This is a genomic window from Loktanella atrilutea, from assembly GCF_900128995.1.
In the GTDB taxonomy this organism is placed as follows: Bacteria; Pseudomonadota; Alphaproteobacteria; order Rhodobacterales; family Rhodobacteraceae; genus Loktanella; species Loktanella atrilutea.
This window is the reverse complement of record NZ_FQUE01000004.1, coordinates 60681-74969: the sequence shown is the minus strand read 5'-3', so window position 1 is coordinate 74969 and position 14289 is coordinate 60681. Positions and strand designations below refer to the sequence as shown.

Annotated in this window: 16 protein-coding genes; 7 read left to right on the top strand and 9 right to left on the bottom strand. The window is 66.4% G+C overall.

Annotation, left to right across the window (positions count from 1 at the left end):
- Positions 1-77: 77 nt before the first annotated feature.
- Positions 78-2420, bottom strand: a complete 2343-nt coding sequence (locus BUA54_RS10085) for a DNA topoisomerase IV subunit A (RefSeq protein ID WP_072857136.1) — start codon at positions 2418-2420, stop codon at positions 78-80.
- A 148-nt stretch (positions 2421-2568) separates the two neighbouring features.
- On the opposite strand from BUA54_RS10085, the gene BUA54_RS10080 reads away from it, so the two are divergent.
- The 6 genes from BUA54_RS10080 (at position 2569) to BUA54_RS10055 (ending at position 6761) form a co-directional block, all read left to right on the top strand.
- On the top strand, positions 2569-3189 hold the full coding sequence (locus tag BUA54_RS10080) for an SH3 domain-containing protein (RefSeq protein WP_072857135.1): 621 nt from the start codon (positions 2569-2571) through the stop codon (positions 3187-3189).
- A 40-nt stretch (positions 3190-3229) separates the two neighbouring features.
- Positions 3230-4057 (top strand): SDR family NAD(P)-dependent oxidoreductase, encoded by an 828-nt coding sequence (locus BUA54_RS10075; protein WP_072857134.1) that lies wholly within the window; start codon positions 3230-3232, stop codon positions 4055-4057.
- A 60-nt stretch (positions 4058-4117) separates the two neighbouring features.
- A complete protein-coding gene (locus BUA54_RS10070; RefSeq protein ID WP_072857133.1) occupies positions 4118-4318 on the top strand; it encodes a twin transmembrane helix small protein in 201 nt (66 codons plus the stop codon).
- A gap of 3 nt (positions 4319-4321) precedes the next feature.
- On the top strand, positions 4322-4894 hold the full coding sequence (locus BUA54_RS10065; protein ID WP_072857132.1) for a cob(I)yrinic acid a,c-diamide adenosyltransferase: 573 nt from the start codon (positions 4322-4324) through the stop codon (positions 4892-4894).
- Positions 4895-5076: 182 nt separating this feature from the next.
- The gene (locus BUA54_RS10060) at positions 5077-5835 is read left to right on the top strand and encodes an electron transfer flavoprotein subunit beta/FixA family protein (RefSeq protein ID WP_072857131.1); all 759 of its coding nucleotides are present in this window, start codon (positions 5077-5079) and stop codon (positions 5833-5835) included.
- Positions 5835-6761, top strand: a complete 927-nt coding sequence (locus tag BUA54_RS10055; RefSeq protein WP_072857130.1) for an electron transfer flavoprotein subunit alpha/FixB family protein — start codon at positions 5835-5837, stop codon at positions 6759-6761. Before BUA54_RS10060 ends, BUA54_RS10055 begins: the two co-directional genes overlap by 1 nt.
- A 54-nt stretch (positions 6762-6815) precedes the next feature.
- Here the strand turns inward: BUA54_RS10055 and BUA54_RS10050 are convergent, their stop codons facing one another.
- Entirely contained in the window at positions 6816-7664 is an 849-nt protein-coding gene (locus BUA54_RS10050; protein ID WP_072857129.1) for a DUF6473 family protein, read from the bottom strand.
- A gap of 162 nt (positions 7665-7826) precedes the next feature.
- Between BUA54_RS10050 and BUA54_RS10045 the strand changes: the two genes are divergently transcribed.
- On the top strand, positions 7827-8702 hold the full coding sequence (locus BUA54_RS10045) for a 3-hydroxybutyryl-CoA dehydrogenase (RefSeq protein ID WP_072857128.1): 876 nt from the start codon (positions 7827-7829) through the stop codon (positions 8700-8702).
- Here BUA54_RS10045 and BUA54_RS10040 read toward each other — a convergent pair.
- The 7 genes from BUA54_RS10040 to BUA54_RS10010 are packed head-to-tail and all read right to left on the bottom strand — an operon-like array spanning position 8669 to position 14003.
- A complete protein-coding gene (locus tag BUA54_RS10040) occupies positions 8669-9568 on the bottom strand; it encodes a lysophospholipid acyltransferase family protein (RefSeq protein WP_072857127.1) in 900 nt (299 codons plus the stop codon). The two genes, BUA54_RS10045 and BUA54_RS10040, sit on opposite strands and share 34 nt — an antisense overlap.
- Positions 9561-9830, bottom strand: a complete 270-nt coding sequence (locus BUA54_RS10035) for an HPr family phosphocarrier protein (protein ID WP_072857126.1) — start codon at positions 9828-9830, stop codon at positions 9561-9563. The genes BUA54_RS10040 and BUA54_RS10035 overlap by 8 nt, the downstream gene beginning before the upstream one ends.
- A 2-nt stretch (positions 9831-9832) precedes the next feature.
- Positions 9833-10225, bottom strand: coding sequence for a PTS sugar transporter subunit IIA (locus tag BUA54_RS10030; RefSeq protein ID WP_072857125.1), 393 nt, complete (start codon positions 10223-10225; stop codon positions 9833-9835).
- Positions 10222-11142, bottom strand: coding sequence for an RNase adapter RapZ (gene rapZ / locus BUA54_RS10025; RefSeq protein WP_072857124.1), 921 nt, complete (start codon positions 11140-11142; stop codon positions 10222-10224). The genes BUA54_RS10030 and rapZ overlap by 4 nt, the downstream gene beginning before the upstream one ends.
- Positions 11142-11564 (bottom strand): HPr kinase/phosphorylase, encoded by a 423-nt coding sequence (locus tag BUA54_RS10020; protein WP_072857123.1) that lies wholly within the window; start codon positions 11562-11564, stop codon positions 11142-11144. Before BUA54_RS10020 ends, rapZ begins: the two co-directional genes overlap by 1 nt.
- A 2-nt stretch (positions 11565-11566) precedes the next feature.
- Entirely contained in the window at positions 11567-13300 is a 1734-nt protein-coding gene (locus BUA54_RS10015; RefSeq protein WP_072857122.1) for a sensor histidine kinase, read from the bottom strand.
- A 1-nt stretch (position 13301) separates the two neighbouring features.
- Positions 13302-14003, bottom strand: a complete 702-nt coding sequence (locus BUA54_RS10010; protein WP_072857121.1) for a response regulator transcription factor — start codon at positions 14001-14003, stop codon at positions 13302-13304.
- Between the last annotated feature and the right edge of the window lie 286 nt (positions 14004-14289).

Genomic DNA, 14289 nt, shown 5'->3' with positions numbered 1-14289 from the left:
AAGCATCGCGGGCGATGTATGGCGGATCGCGGGGGAAATCAACCCGAGAGTTGCCGCGGCCCCCCGGCGACCTCGGGCTATTCGAAGCGGTTGGATTTGGGAAAGCCGTGCGGTGCCCGCTTGCCGACGCCGCCACGGGCGGCCTTCCAGTCGGTCAGATCGGTTTCGGTCCGGGTCTTGCCGCCGCCCATCGTCCACGACAGGCCCGTGGCCCAGTCGAAGGTCGTGACGTCGCCGAGGCCGCCATCGAGTTCCAGCGTCCCCTGACGGCCAATGACCTTGCGGTATTTCTGCAGCCGCACACCCTTGCCGCGGCCCATTTCCGGCAGGTCTTCCAGCGCAAAGACGAGGAAGCGGCCGTTCTCGCTGACCACGGCGACGTGGTCGCCGGCGACGCGGCGCACGACGCGGGCGGTGCCGTCCTTGACGTTCAGCACCTGCTTGCCGGCGCGGGTCTGGGCGATGACGTCATCCTCTGGCACGACGAAGCCGTCGCCTTCGGAAGAGGCGACGATGAGCCGGCCGCCGGGGCGGTGGATCAGGATGTCGACGATCTGCGCCTCGTTCGGGAGGTCGACCATCAGGCGCAGGGGTTCGCCCATGCCGCGCCCGCCGGGCAGCGTGCTGGCCTGCAGCGTGTAGAAGCGGCCGTTGGAGGCGAAGACCAGCAGCTTGTCCGTCGTTTCGGCGTGAAAGGCGAAGCGGGGACCGTCGCCGTCCTTGAACTTCAGATCGCGGTCGAGGGGGACGTGGCCGGTCATGGCCCGGATCCAGCCCATCTGGGAACAGACGACGGTGATCGGTTCGCGGGCGATCATCGCTTCGAGCGGAACGTCGGCGACCTCTCCGGCCTCGGCGAAGGTGGTGCGGCGGGCACCGCCCGGGCTGTCCTTGCCGAACTGCTTGCGGGTCTCGCGCAGTTGTTCGGCGATGCGCTTCCACTGGAGGGATTCGTCGTCCAGCAGATCCTCGATCCCGGCGCGTTCCTCCATCAGGGCGTCGCGTTCGGCGATGAGTTCGAGTTCCTCGAGCCGGCGCAAGCTGCGCAGGCGCATGTTGAGGATCGCCTCGGCCTGCACTTCGGACAGGCTGACCTCGGGGTCGGTACCGTCGCGGAGCGGGCTGACGTAGTCCTTTTCGTTCGTGGCGCGGACGTGGGTTCGGGCCCAATCCTCTGCCATCAGGGCGCGCTTGGGGTCGTCGTCATAGCGGATGATGTCGATGACGCGGTCGAGGTTGAGGAAGGCGATGATGAAGCCTTCGAGCACCTCGAGACGGTGGTCGATCTTTTCCAGCCGGAACTGCGACCGGCGCAGCAGCACGTCGCGGCGGTGGTCGAGGAAGGCGCGGAGCACCTCCTTGACGGAGCAGACCTTGGGCGTCAGGCCGTCGATCAGCACGTTGAGGTTGACGCTGAAGCGGATTTCCAGGTCGGAGTTGCGGAACAGCATGCCCATCATGACCTCGGGGTCGACGGTCTTGGCGCGGGGTTCCAGCACGATGCGCACGTCGTCGGCGGATTCGTCGCGCACGTCGGCCAGAAGGGGGACCTTCTTGGTGTTGACGATCTCGGCCAGCTTCTCGATCAGGCGGGATTTCGGGACCTGATAGGGGATTTCGGTGACCACGACCTGCCACTGGCCGCGGCCCAGATCCTCGACCTCGTACCGCGCGCGCAGGCGGATGGAGCCGCGGCCGGTGCGGTAGGTTTCGGCGATGGACGCGGGTTTCTCGACGATCACGCCGCCGGTGGGGAAGTCGGGGCCGGGGATGTATTGCATCAAGGTGTCGTCGGCAGCGTTCGGCGACTTGATGAGGTGCAGGCAGGCGTCGATGAGTTCGTGCAGGTTGTGCGGCGGGATGTTCGTCGCCATGCCGACGGCGATGCCGCTGCTGCCGTTGGCCAGCAGGTTCGGGAAGGCGGCGGGAAAGACGACGGGTTCGTCCAGCGTGCCGTCGTAGTTCGGGCGGAAGTCGACGGCGTTTTCCGCCAGCCCTTCCATCAGCGCCTCGGCGGCGGCGGTCATGCGGGCTTCGGTATAACGGGCGGCGGCGGGGTTGTCGCCGTCGATGTTGCCGAAGTTCCCCTGCCCGTCCACCAGCGGGTAACGGACGTTGAAGTCCTGCGCGAGGCGGGCCATCGCATCATAGATCGCGGCGTCGCCGTGCGGGTGGTAGTTGCCCATCACGTCGCCGGAGATCTTGGCCGACTTGCGGAAGCCGCCGTTCGACGCGAGCCGCAGTTCGCGCATGGCGTAGAGGATGCGGCGGTGCACCGGCTTGAGCCCGTCGCGGGCGTCGGGCAGCGCACGGTTCATGATGGTGGACAGCGCATAGGTCAGATAGCGCTCGCCGATGGCATGGCGGAGCGTTTCCGTGGTGTCGTTCGGGTTCGGGAGATCGGCGGTGTCTTCGGTCATGGGCGCAAGCCTTAGCGAAGCGGTCCCCGCGCAGCAAGGCGACTGTGATTCAGCATGGCGCTAAATTTCGCGCGCAGGGAACAAAGAATCACGCTATAGTGTTCACGTTTCATCAGACACATGCTGCACAACACCGGGGGCCTTTACCGTGGGCAAGTTCATCATTGGAACATTCGCAATTCTGGCCTGGACCTTTTACGTCCTGTCCGGCGGAGCCGATTTCGTACCGGAAACCCGCGTGGCCAAGGCCGATCCGTTCAAGGCAACGCCAGACCGGACACCGCCCGCCGATGTCGTCGCCTTGATCGCGCCCGTGCCGCAGGACCGACCCGCGGCAGAGGCGGTCCCCGTCGGTGCCGCGGCGGCGGCCACCGCGCCGGTCGATCCCGTGTCGATGACACCGCCGCCGGCGATCGAGAGTGCGCAGGACGCGACGCCGATCGCGGTGTCGGCCTCGGCAACGCCTGCCTTCGCGGGATCCGAGGCGAACGTCATCGGCATCGAACCGACCTTCGCCTCTTTGTCCGCGCCGGCGCCTGCCAGCCCTGCGGCACCCGCGGGCGCGGACGTGTCCGCCCTGCGCGAAGTCGCGGCGCGGGCCGTGAACATGCGGGCGGGACCGGATACGTCCTATTCCGTCCTCGATACGCTGCCGCAGGGCACGCAGACCGAAGTGGTGGAAAGCGACGGCGCAGGCTGGGTGCGGGTGCGGGTCGTGGACACCGGGCAGATGGGCTGGATGGCAGAACGTCTGCTGACCCGCGGATAAAGACGTTGCCGCCCGCACATCCTTGCGTCACAGACGCGGGATGACAGCAAGGACCATCCTGATCACCGGCTGCTCTTCCGGCATCGGTTTCGACGCGGCGCATGGGTTGCGCGATGCCGGGTGGCGTGTGTTCGCGTCCTGCCGCAAGGCTGCGGACTGCGACAGGTTGCGCGGCCTCGGGTTCGACAGCCCCCGCATCGACTATGCCGATCCGGACAGCATCGGCGCCGGTCTGGCAGAGGTGCTGGCGGCCACGGGCGGCACGCTGGACGCGCTTTACAACAACGGCGCATTCGCCTGCCCCGGTGCGGTCGAGGATCTGCCGCGGGCCGGGCTGGAGGCGATCTTTCAGACCAACCTCTTTGGTGTGCACGACCTGACCTGCCGGGTCATTCCGGTGATGCGGGCGCAGGGGCACGGGCGGATCGTGAACTGTTCGTCGGTGCTGGGGCTTGTGGGCTACAAATGGCGGGGTGCCTATGTGGCGACGAAATTCGCGCTGGAGGGTCTGACCGACGTGCTGCGGCTGGAGATGCGGGACACGCCGATCAAGGTGATCCTGCTTGAACCGGGGCCGGTCACGTCCCGCATCCGCGAAAACGCGATCCCGCATTTCGAGCGCTGGTTCCGGCCCGAAACCTCTGCCCGCGCCGCGCAATACCGGGAGCTGACGCGGCGTCTTTACGAGGGCGGCCCGCCGGACCGGTTCGAACTGCCCGCCAGCGCGGTGACGGCAAAGCTGCGGCAGGCGCTGGAACACCCCCGCCCCCGCGCCCGCTATTTCATCACGACGCCGACGCATCTGGCGGCGGCCATGCGGCGGGTGCTGCCGGTCTGGGCGCAGGATGCGCTGATTTCGCGCAACTGACCGGGGCTGGCCTTTGGCCGACCCTCTGCTATGTCAACGGCAACTTGCACCGGGGGACCCATGGCCAACGATCCACTTTTCATTCTGGTCGCCGTCGCCTGTCTTGCGGTGCTGGCGGTCCTGCTGCTGGGCATCGGCAGCTTTGGCAAGGGCGGTGAATTCAATCGCAGGAATGCCAACAAGATCATGCGGTGGCGGATCGGCCTGCAGGCCGTGGCCATCGCGATGATCCTTCTGTTCGTCTGGCTGAGGGGGGCCTGAACCATGGTCGTGCTGAACAAGATCTATACCCGCACCGGCGACGCCGGCGATACCGCGCTTGGGAACGGGTCCCGCGTCGCGAAATACGACGACCGGGTGAATGCCTATGGCACCGTGGACGAGACCAATGCGACCGTCGGGTTGGCCCGGTTGCACGCCGGGGGCGAGGTCGATGCACAGCTGGCGATGATCCAGAACGACCTGTTCGATCTGGGGGCGGACCTGTGCCGGCCGGACATGGCCTCTGACGCCGCGGCGGAGTACACGCCGCTGCGGATGACCGACGCGCAGGTGGACCGGCTGGAGCGCGAGATCGACGCGATGACGCAGGCGGTGGAGCCGCTGCGCAGCTTCGTCCTGCCGGGCGGATCGGCGCTGTCCGCCCATCTGCACCTGTGCCGCACCGTGTCCCGCCGGGCGGAGCGGCTTTGCGTGGCGCTCGCCGCCCATGACGAGGTCAATCCGGCGGCGCTGAAATACCTCAACCGGTTGTCGGACTGGTTCTTTCAGGCCAGCCGGATCGCCAACGACGACGGCCGCGCCGACGTGCTGTGGATCCCGGGGGCGAACCGCTGACGGCGGCGGCGCGTCCGGTGGACGGCCCGACCTCCGGATCGGCGGACCGCTGATCCGTTAGCGCTAAACACCCCGTCGATGTCGCGGGACGCCACGTTCCGGGCGGTTTTGCCCTGTTGCCTTTCGCGCCCGGTTGTTATCTCAACGGGCAAGATTTGGAAAAAGCATGGGAGTGATGCGCGATGAAGGTGCTGGTGCCGGTCAAACGCGTGATCGACTATAACGTGAAGGTCCGCGTCAAGGCGGACGGTTCGGGTGTCGATCTGGCCAACGTCAAGATGTCGATGAACCCCTTCGACGAGATCGCCGTCGAAGAGGCGATCCGCCTGCGCGAAGCGGGCAAGGTCGAGGAAGTCATCGCCGTGTCCATCGGCGTGAAGCAGGCGCAGGAAACGCTGCGCACGGCGCTGGCCATGGGCGCCGACCGGGCGATCCTGGTCGTGGCCTCCGACGACGTGCATCAGGACATCGAGCCGCTGGCCGTCGCCAAGATCCTGAAGGCGATCGTGGACGAGGAACAGCCGGGTCTGGTGATCTGCGGCAAGCAGGCGATCGACAACGACATGAACGCGACGGGCCAGATGCTGGCCGCCCTGCTGGGGTGGAGCCAGGCGACCTTCGCCTCGGAGGTCGGGATCGACGGCGATCATGCGACGGTGACGCGCGAGGTCGACGGCGGGCTGCAGACGATCAAGGTCAAGATGCCGACCATCGTGACCGTGGACCTGCGCCTGAACGAGCCGCGCTATGCGTCGCTGCCCAACATCATGAAGGCCAAGAAGAAGCCGCTGGATGAGAAGACGCCCGCCGATTACGGCGTCGACGTCAGCCCGCGCCTGACCGTGGTCAAGACGAGCGAGCCGCCGACGCGGTCCGCCGGCATCATCGTGAAGACCGTCGACGAACTGGTCGAGAAACTGAAAGAAGCGGGGGCTGTGTGATGGCTGTACTTCTGATTGGTGAAGTCACCGACGGCGCGCTGAACGCCGATGCGACCGGCAAGGCCGTCGCGGCGGTCAAGTCGCTGGGCGACGTGACGGTGCTGTGTGCGGGTGCGCGGGCGTCGGATGCCGCCGCCGAGGCGGCGAAGATCGACGGCGTGGCACGCGTGCTGTGCGCCGAGGATGCCGCACTGGGGCATCGTCTGGCAGAGCCGACCGCCGACCTGATCGTGAAGCTGGCGGGTGACTATTCCCACATCGCCGCACCGGGCACGACGGACGCCAAGAACGTGATGCCGCGTGTGGCCGCCCTGCTGGATAGCCAGATCATCAGCGAGGTGACCGCGGTCGTGGACGCCGACACGTTCGAGCGGCCGATCTACGCGGGCAACGCCCTGCAGACGGTGAAGTCCTCGGACAGTGTCAAGGTGATGACGATCCGCACCGCCGGCTTCGATGCCGCCGGGATGGGCGGGTCCGCCGCGGTCGAGACCATCGACGCCGCCGGCAACCCCGGCCTGTCGGAATGGATCGAGGACAAGGTCGCGGCCTCTGACCGGCCGGAACTGACCAGCGCGGGCATCGTGGTGTCCGGCGGGCGCGGCGTTGGGTCCGAGGACGACTTTGCCATGATCGAGAAGCTGGCCGACAAACTGGGCGCCGCCGTGGGCGCGTCCCGCGCGGCGGTCGATTCGGGCTATGCACCGAACGACTGGCAGGTGGGTCAGACCGGCAAGGTCGTGGCACCGGAGCTGTATATCGCCGTCGGAATCTCGGGCGCGATCCAGCATTTGGCCGGGATGAAGGACAGCAAGATCATCGTCGCGATCAACAAGGACGAGGAGGCGCCGATCTTTCAGGTGGCCGACTACGGTCTGGTCGCCGACCTGTTCACCGCCGTGCCGGAGCTGACCGAAAAGCTCTGATCCTTATCGCAAGGTTTGCAGGGGGGGCGTCCGCAGGGGCGCCCCCTTGTCGTGTCAGGCGGCCCGCATCGCGTGGCGGTTGACCGCCGCGACGACCTTGGCCGCCGCCTCTTGATGGCAGCCGATGCCCAGCATCTCTGACGCGGCCTTGGTTTGGACAGGCGAGAAATACATGCCTTTCGTGCCCATCGACAGGGCGATGTCGGACGGCTGCGCCTCGATCACGTCGAGGACCTGCGGGCGCAACTGGTCGATCATGCTGGCGGTGATGAACAGGGGATCGACCGACAGCTTGCCGGGACGCGCGTCCCAAGGCGTGTCGCTGAGCGGTTCCCGCGAGAACCACAGCAGGACCGCACGCGGGCCGATCTGGTTCAGCATGTTGCGCATCCGCGCGACCCAGGCTTCGCGCAGTTCCGACACAACGATATCGAAACGTTCCGGCGATTTGGCGTAAAGCACGGTCAGCATGTGCCGCGTAAAGGTGAAGTCAGAGAAATCCACGTCGGAATAGATCGCCTGCATCACGGTGGACGCACGCAGGAACCGGTCGTTGCGGCGCGGATGCACCGAATAGAAGCGGTTCGACAGGTAGTTGGCGCCCATGACCTGCACCACGGTCAGGTCCGCGTCCCTGCAGGTCGCCATGATCGTGGGGTCGTTGACGAAGGCATCGACGCCGCCGTTGACGCAGCCAAGATTGACGCAGGTCCGCCCGGTGTCCCGTTCGACCAGCGCCGGCAGGGGGCGGTCGATGAACTTGCCGAAGGTTTCGGTTCCGCCGATGAAGGTGATGTAGGGACGGTCGAGCCGCCGTTTCGGCCCGCGAAAGAAGATCCGCGACAGTCCATAGCGGCAGGGCGCATAGTGCAGGCCCGCGCCATCGATTTCGTCATGTTTCATCGGTGTCACCAGTTTCGCTGCATCATCGGGGACCAGATTCGCCCATTTCGATTTCGATTTCGCTAAGCCGGGGATTTGAGCATGATTTTAACGATCGGCGGCGCTTGAAGGCGTGGCGGGCCACGGCCTATGCTGCGCGCGAACATGCAAGGGACTGGTCACATGACAATCGAGAGAGTCGGCATCGTCGGCGCCGGGCAGATGGGCAACGGCATTGCCCATGTCTTTGCGGTGGCAGGTTACGATGTGCTGCTGACCGACGTCAGTCAGGATGCGCTGGATCGCGCCGTCGCCCTGATCGACCGCAACCTGACCCGGCAGGTCAGCCGCGACCTGATCGACGAGGCCGCGAAATCCGCCGCGATGACGCGGATCCGCACGACGCCGACGCTGACCGATCTGGGGAAGACCGACCTGATCATCGAGGCCGCGACCGAACGCGAGACGATCAAGCAGGCGATATTCGAGGATCTGATTCCGCATCTGAAGCCCGACACGATCCTGACGTCTAACACCTCCTCGATCTCGATCACGCGGCTGGCGTCGCGCACCGACCGGCCGGAGAAGTTCATGGGATTCCACTTCATGAACCCGGTGCCGATCATGCAGCTGGTCGAGCTGATCCGCGGCATCGCCACGGACGAGACGACCTTTCGCGCCTGCGAGGGCGTGGTGGAGCGGCTGGGCAAGACCTCGACCGCGTCGGAGGATTTCCCCGCCTTCATCGTCAACCGCATCCTGATGCCGATGATCAACGAGGCGATCTATACCCTTTACGAGGGCGTGGGGTCGGTCCAGTCGATCGACACTTCGTTGAAGCTGGGAGCGAACCACCCGATGGGACCGCTGGAACTGGCGGACTTCATCGGGCTGGACACCTGCCTTGCAATCATGAACGTGCTGCACGACGGGCTGGCGGATACGAAATACCGCCCCTGCCCGCTATTGACGAAATACGTGGAGGCCGGGTGGCTGGGCCGCAAGTCGCAGCGCGGATTCTATGACTACCGCGGCGACGCGCCGGTGCCGACCCGCTGACCCAGCGACAGGGTCTGGCCGCGCAGCCAGGCCATCAGCGCACGGGGATCGCCCATGCGCGTCAAAACCTCTGCATGGGGGATCGCGTCGCCGATCACCGGCGCGAAGGTGCTGTTCCGGGTCCGCACCACCTCGTGCAGCAGAAGGCTTTGGCGCAGGAGGGGCGAGATCCGGTTGGCGATCTGGTAGGCGCGGGAGTTCGCACCCGAAAAGTAGCAGGGCACGACCGCGGCGCCTGACATGCGGATCATCTTGGCGGTAAAGACGTTCCACTCCGCCTCTTCTACCGGGGCGAACATGCCCGGCGCCGTCGCAACGACGCCGGAGGGAAAGAGCGCGACCAGACCGCCCTGCCCCAGATGATCCATCGCCGCGCGCCGCATCTCTATCATGCGGGCCTGCGCATCGGGCTGGTGCGGGAACGGGACGGGGATCATGAAGCGGGACGCCTCGGGGTCGAGCGAGGTCAGCAGGGAGCGCGACAGGATGCGGTAATCGAGACGGCGGCGGCCGATCAGTTCGGCCAGCACCATGCCGTCGACCATGCCGTGCGGATGGTTCGCCACCAGCACCACGGGGCCCACGCGGGGAATGCGGGCGATCTGGTCCGCAGGCGTCGCCACGGTGATGCCCTGCGCCGCCAGCGTCGCCGCCCAGAATGCCTGTCCCTGCGCCGGGCCGCTGCGTTCGTAGGCGCGCACCATTCGGATGACCGTGGCCTTGCCCGTCATCCACTCGACGGCGCGGATGAAGCCCTGCCGCACGGGACTGTCGAAGGACGTGGCGTAGCTGAGCGCACTGCGGTCGTAGACGACCGGCGCCTCCGACTCTGCGTCGCGCGCGGCCGTGCCAACGGGATCAGTCACCTTCGCCGAATTTGTCGTCGACCAGGGCCGCGATGGCGGCCTGCAGGGCCGCGGCGTCCGGGCCGCGGGTCTCGACCTCGATCCACGTGCCCTTGGTCGCGGCCAGCATCAGAAGGCCCATGATGCTGTCGCCGCCCGCGCTCATCCCGTCCTTGCTGACGGTCGCGGTGGCATCGTGGCCTTCGACCACCTCGACCAGCTTGGCAGAGGCGCGGGCGTGCAGCCCCTTGATGTTCTGGATCTGAAGTCTGGTCTGCGGCATCGTCACTGCGGCCCCACGCTATGGGAATTGATGTAGCGGTGCGCGGCCTCTATCGCGGCGGTCACGGCGTCGGGCACGGATTTGTTGCGGGATTTCGCAAGCTTGATCAGCATCGGCAGGTTCGCCCCGTAAAGGATTCGGCGGTTGGCCGGGCTGCAGGCGCGCAGGCTGAGGTTGCTGGGCGAGCCGCCGAACATGTCGGTCACGATCACCACGCCGTCGCCGACATCGACCGCATCCGCCGCATCGCAGATTTCGGCCTGCTTGCTGCTGCGATCGTCGTCGGGCGCGATCGCGATGGCGCAGATGCCGTCCTGACGACCGACGACATGTTCGACCGCCGACAGGTATTCCCGTGCCAGATTGCCATGCGCCACGATGACGATCCCGATCAAGCGCTGTGTCCCCGCTCTTCGCCGCCCCGCGTGGGATCGCGGCGTTCCATCTCTCGGTGACGTTTAGACACGGGCCAGCCGTCCTGTGCAAGGGACGCCGCCAGTCTTTCGGCCATGACCACGGACCTGTGCTGTCCGCCGGTGCAACCGAAGCCGATGGCCAGATGGGCGCGCCCCTCGTCCTTGTGGGCGGGCAGGACCAGATCGACGAGGCCCTTGATCCGGGTCAGGAAGTCGTCGAAGCGGGGGTCCTGCGCCACGTAGGCATCGACCGCGACATTGCGGCCATCGTGGTCGCGCAGGTCCGGGTCCCAGTGCGGATTGCGCAGAAAGCGGCAGTCGAACACCATGTCGAGCCCGCGCGGCAGGCCCCGCTTGTAGGAGAACGACTGGATCGAGACGCCGAGGAGCTTGCCCTGCCCCGGCGCGAACAGACGCTCCACCTCTGCCCGCAGGTCATGGGGGCTCATGTCCGAGGTATCGACCAGCACGTCTGCGCGCACCCGGACCGGCGCCAGCAGGTCCTTTTCCGCCGCAATGCCGGTCAGCGGCGGACCGGCCGGGGCGAGCGGATGGTGCCGCCGGGTTTCGGAATAGCGCCGGATCAGGGTGTCGTCGTCCGCCTCGAGGTAGAGGACCTGCACCGCGTGCCCCATCCGGTGCGCCAGCGTGTCGATGGCCGAGATCAGGGCGCTGCTGCTGAAGTCGCGGTTCCGGACGTCGAGACCCAGGGCGAGCGCGCCGGTCATCGGCCCGTCGAGCAGGCGCGGCAGAAGCGACAGCGGCAGGTTGTCGATGACTTCGAAGCCCAGATCCTCCAGCGCGTTGATCGCGGTGGATCGCCCGGCGCCAGAGGGTCCGGTCACCAGCAGGACCCGGGTTCCGACGGCATCGGATCGCAGAATTTCTGGCGCCATCAGTCGTTCCGTCCGCCACGCATGTACAGCATCAGTGCCGCGGCGAAGTCTAGACCCGGCGCCGGATGAAGCAAGGGCAAGTCGCATCCCAGAACCGTGACCGACTGGCGCACCGGCAGGCGTGCCGTCGTGTGGTGGTCGAGGTCGACGACACAGGCGAGCGGCGTCGGCGGCGCGGGCGGCGTCCGCAAAAGGCCCATGCCCCGCGCCTCGATCAGGCCGCGCAGGGCGGCGGGACAGCTGGCGTGGACAAGGCCGCCGCGGCGGGTCAGCACGACCCGGTCGTCGGCGACCAGCACGGCGCCCAGCGCGATCATCCGCAGGGCAAGGCCGGACTTGCCGCGACCGGAGGCGCCGCGGATCAGCACGGCCCGGTCCGCCACGGCGACGGCTGTCGCGTGAACGGGGGTGTCGGGGTCCATGGCTAGACCGGAAGGCCCACGACGAACCGGGCGCCGAGAGGTTCCGACGTGATGTCGGCCGCGGTCGGGCGGATGTTCTCTGCCCAGATGACGCCGCCGTGCGCCTCTACGATCTGCTTGCTGATGGCGAGGCCGAGGCCGGAGTTGTTGCCGAACTGACCTTCGGGCCGTTCGGAATAGAACCGCTTGAAGATCTTGGTCAGCGCGCCGTCGGGGATGCCGGGGCCGGTATCCTCGACCACCACGAGGATCCGGTTTTCGCGCCGGCGGGCCCAGACGCGAATCGCGTCGCCTTCGTCGCAGAAGGAGATCGCATTGGTGATCAGGTTGACGAAGACCTGCGCCAGTCGCCCCTCCAGCCCCTGAACCGTCAGCGGCTGGTCCGGCAGGTCGGAGATGTATTCGACGCCTTTCGCCTCCGCCTCCTTGGCGAGGAATTCGTTCAGGTTGCCCAGCATCCGCAGAATGTCGAAGGGCTCCTCCTCTTCCTTCACCAGTTCGGAATCGAGGCGCGAAGCGTTCGAGATGTCGCTGACCAGACGGTCCAGACGGCGCACGTCGTGTTCGATGACCTCCAGCAGCTTGGCGCGGTGGTCCTCTTTCTTGACGATGCGAAGCGAGCCGACGGCGGAGCGCAGCGAGGCGAGCGGGTTCTTGATCTCGTGCGCGACGTCGGCGGCAAACTGTTCATTCCCCTCGATCCGTTCGTAGAGCGCCTGCACCATGCCGCGCAGGGCGCCGGAGAGGCGCCCGATCTCGTCCGGGCGGCCGGTCAGATCGGGGATCCGCACGCGGGTGGGCGACATCTTGCGGGCGTTCCTGTCATGCCCCATTTCGGCCGCGGCGGCGAGGTCGGCCAGCGGATTGGCGATGGTCGAGGCGAGCACGAGGCTGAGGATGACGCTGACACCCATGCTGACGAGAAAGAGCCGAAGCACCTGCTCCCTCTCTCTGCTCACGAGTGCGTCGAGCTCGCCGGCGGCGCTGGAGATCGACACCACGCCGACGGCGCGGTCGCCCTGTTCGATCGGGGTCGAGACGATGAAATTCGTGCCCTGCGCCGTTTCGATCGCGCGCAGGTTGGCGCCGTTCGCCATGACACCGGCGATATCGTCGGCGGTCAGGTTGCGCGGCGCGTCGGCGGGCGGCAGGTCGGCCGCGATCAGGCCGCGCAGCCCGTCCCAGAGCCGCGACAGCGCGTCGGTGATCAGGGTCGTGCCATCGTCGCCGCGCAGGGCATTGGCCGCGGCGAAGCCGCCGGCGCCCGAAGCCGTCGCCACGACCTGCCCGGAGGGGCTGTAGATGCTGACGTCGATGCCGCCGCGCAGGTCCATCTCTTGCAGCGTCCGCGCCACGTCGATGCCGTCGCCGCTGACCAGATCGACGGGCGCCGTGCGCGGCATCCGCGCCTCCATCACGTCGGCGATCAGCTCTGCTTCGTTCATCAGGCCGTTGGCCCGCTGGTAGGCCAGATTGTCGCGCGAGGGGTTGAGATACAGCACCCCGGCGACCAGCAGGATCATCGCCAGAAGGTTAAAGGTGATGATCTTGCGTGCGATGGGCGACGAGCGCAGGTTGACCAGCCGCCGGACCTTGCGCTGGCGCATCATCTCGCGCTCTGATGCGGACTGGGGCGCGACCCAGTCGTCGCCCAGTACCAGTTCAGGTTCGTTCCGAGCGGCCCGCCGCACGGAATTCAGGTCGCGGACGTCGATGTGACGGGCGGCGTCGGTCATCTCAGGCTTCGTTGTACCGATAGCCGATTCCGTACAGGGTTTCGATCGCCGAGAATTCGTCGTCGGCCTGACGCAGCTTCTTGCGCAGACGCTTGATGTGGCTGTCGATGGTGCGGTCGTCGACGTAGATCTGGTCGTCGTAGGCCACATCCATCAGCTGATCGCGGGATTTCACGAAGCCGGGACGCTGGGCGAGCGCCTGCAGCAGCAGGAACTCGGTGACGGTCAGCGATACGTCGTTGCCCTTCCACTTCACGGCGTGGCGCAGGGGATCCATGGTCAGGTCGCCGCGGATCATCACCTTGTTGTCCTCGGTCTCCTCGACGACCTCTCCTCCGATGACGTCCTGGCGGCGCAGCAGGGCGCGGATGCGTTCGACCAGCAGGCGCTGGCTGAAGGGCTTCTTGACGTAGTCGTCGGCCCCCATCCGCAGGCCAAGCACCTCGTCGATCTCGTCATCCTTGGACGTGAGGAAGATGACCGGCATCGACGTCTTCTGGCGCAGGCGCTGCAGCAGGTCCATGCCGTCCATGCGGGGCATCTTGATGTCGAGCACGGCCATGTCGGGCATGCGCTTGTTGAAGGCGTCGAGGGCGGATTGCCCGTCGTTGTAGGTTTCAACCTCGAACCCTTCGGCTTCGAGAGTCATCGACACGGACGTCAGGATGTTCCGGTCATCGTCGACCAGTGCGATCTTGGACATAGGTTTTCCCCTACTGCTCAATTGTTGTTATTAACTGCTTTTTCCGGAAGCTTTCGTTCGTTTGCCATAGCGAATCAACCCTCTATCGCGAATCAGCTGATGATCCGTGCCTTATTTGCGCCATAAATTCCGAAGGAATGGCTAATGGGTCACAATCCCTCCGTCGCGCCCATCCCGCTGGTTGCGCTAACATGTCGCTGGTTGCGCTAACGCCGCAAATCTGGGCTGTTACGCTGGAAAAGCATGGTGCTAAGACGGGCGCAGGTCAACACCGGCCGCAACCCAA

Excerpts from the sequence above, each read along its gene's own strand:
- BUA54_RS10085 (WP_072857136.1), bottom strand. The coding sequence starts at position 2,420 with ATGACCGAAGACACCGCCGATCTCCCGAACCCGAACGACACCACGGAA.
- BUA54_RS10075 (WP_072857134.1), top strand. The coding sequence starts at position 3,230 with ATGACAGCAAGGACCATCCTGATCACCGGCTGCTCTTCCGGCATCGGT.
- BUA54_RS10070 (WP_072857133.1), top strand. The coding sequence starts at position 4,118 with ATGGCCAACGATCCACTTTTCATTCTGGTCGCCGTCGCCTGTCTTGCG.
- BUA54_RS10065 (WP_072857132.1), top strand. The coding sequence starts at position 4,322 with ATGGTCGTGCTGAACAAGATCTATACCCGCACCGGCGACGCCGGCGAT.
- BUA54_RS10060 (WP_072857131.1), top strand. The coding sequence starts at position 5,077 with ATGAAGGTGCTGGTGCCGGTCAAACGCGTGATCGACTATAACGTGAAG.
- BUA54_RS10055 (WP_072857130.1), top strand. The coding sequence starts at position 5,835 with ATGGCTGTACTTCTGATTGGTGAAGTCACCGACGGCGCGCTGAACGCC.
- BUA54_RS10050 (WP_072857129.1), bottom strand. The coding sequence starts at position 7,664 with ATGAAACATGACGAAATCGATGGCGCGGGCCTGCACTATGCGCCCTGC.
- BUA54_RS10045 (WP_072857128.1), top strand. The coding sequence starts at position 7,827 with ATGACAATCGAGAGAGTCGGCATCGTCGGCGCCGGGCAGATGGGCAAC.
- BUA54_RS10035 (WP_072857126.1), bottom strand. The coding sequence starts at position 9,830 with ATGCCGCAGACCAGACTTCAGATCCAGAACATCAAGGGGCTGCACGCC.
- rapZ (WP_072857124.1), bottom strand. The coding sequence starts at position 11,142 with ATGGCGCCAGAAATTCTGCGATCCGATGCCGTCGGAACCCGGGTCCTG.
- BUA54_RS10020 (WP_072857123.1), bottom strand. The coding sequence starts at position 11,564 with ATGGACCCCGACACCCCCGTTCACGCGACAGCCGTCGCCGTGGCGGAC.
- BUA54_RS10015 (WP_072857122.1), bottom strand. The coding sequence starts at position 13,300 with ATGACCGACGCCGCCCGTCACATCGACGTCCGCGACCTGAATTCCGTG.
- BUA54_RS10010 (WP_072857121.1), bottom strand. The coding sequence starts at position 14,003 with ATGTCCAAGATCGCACTGGTCGACGATGACCGGAACATCCTGACGTCC.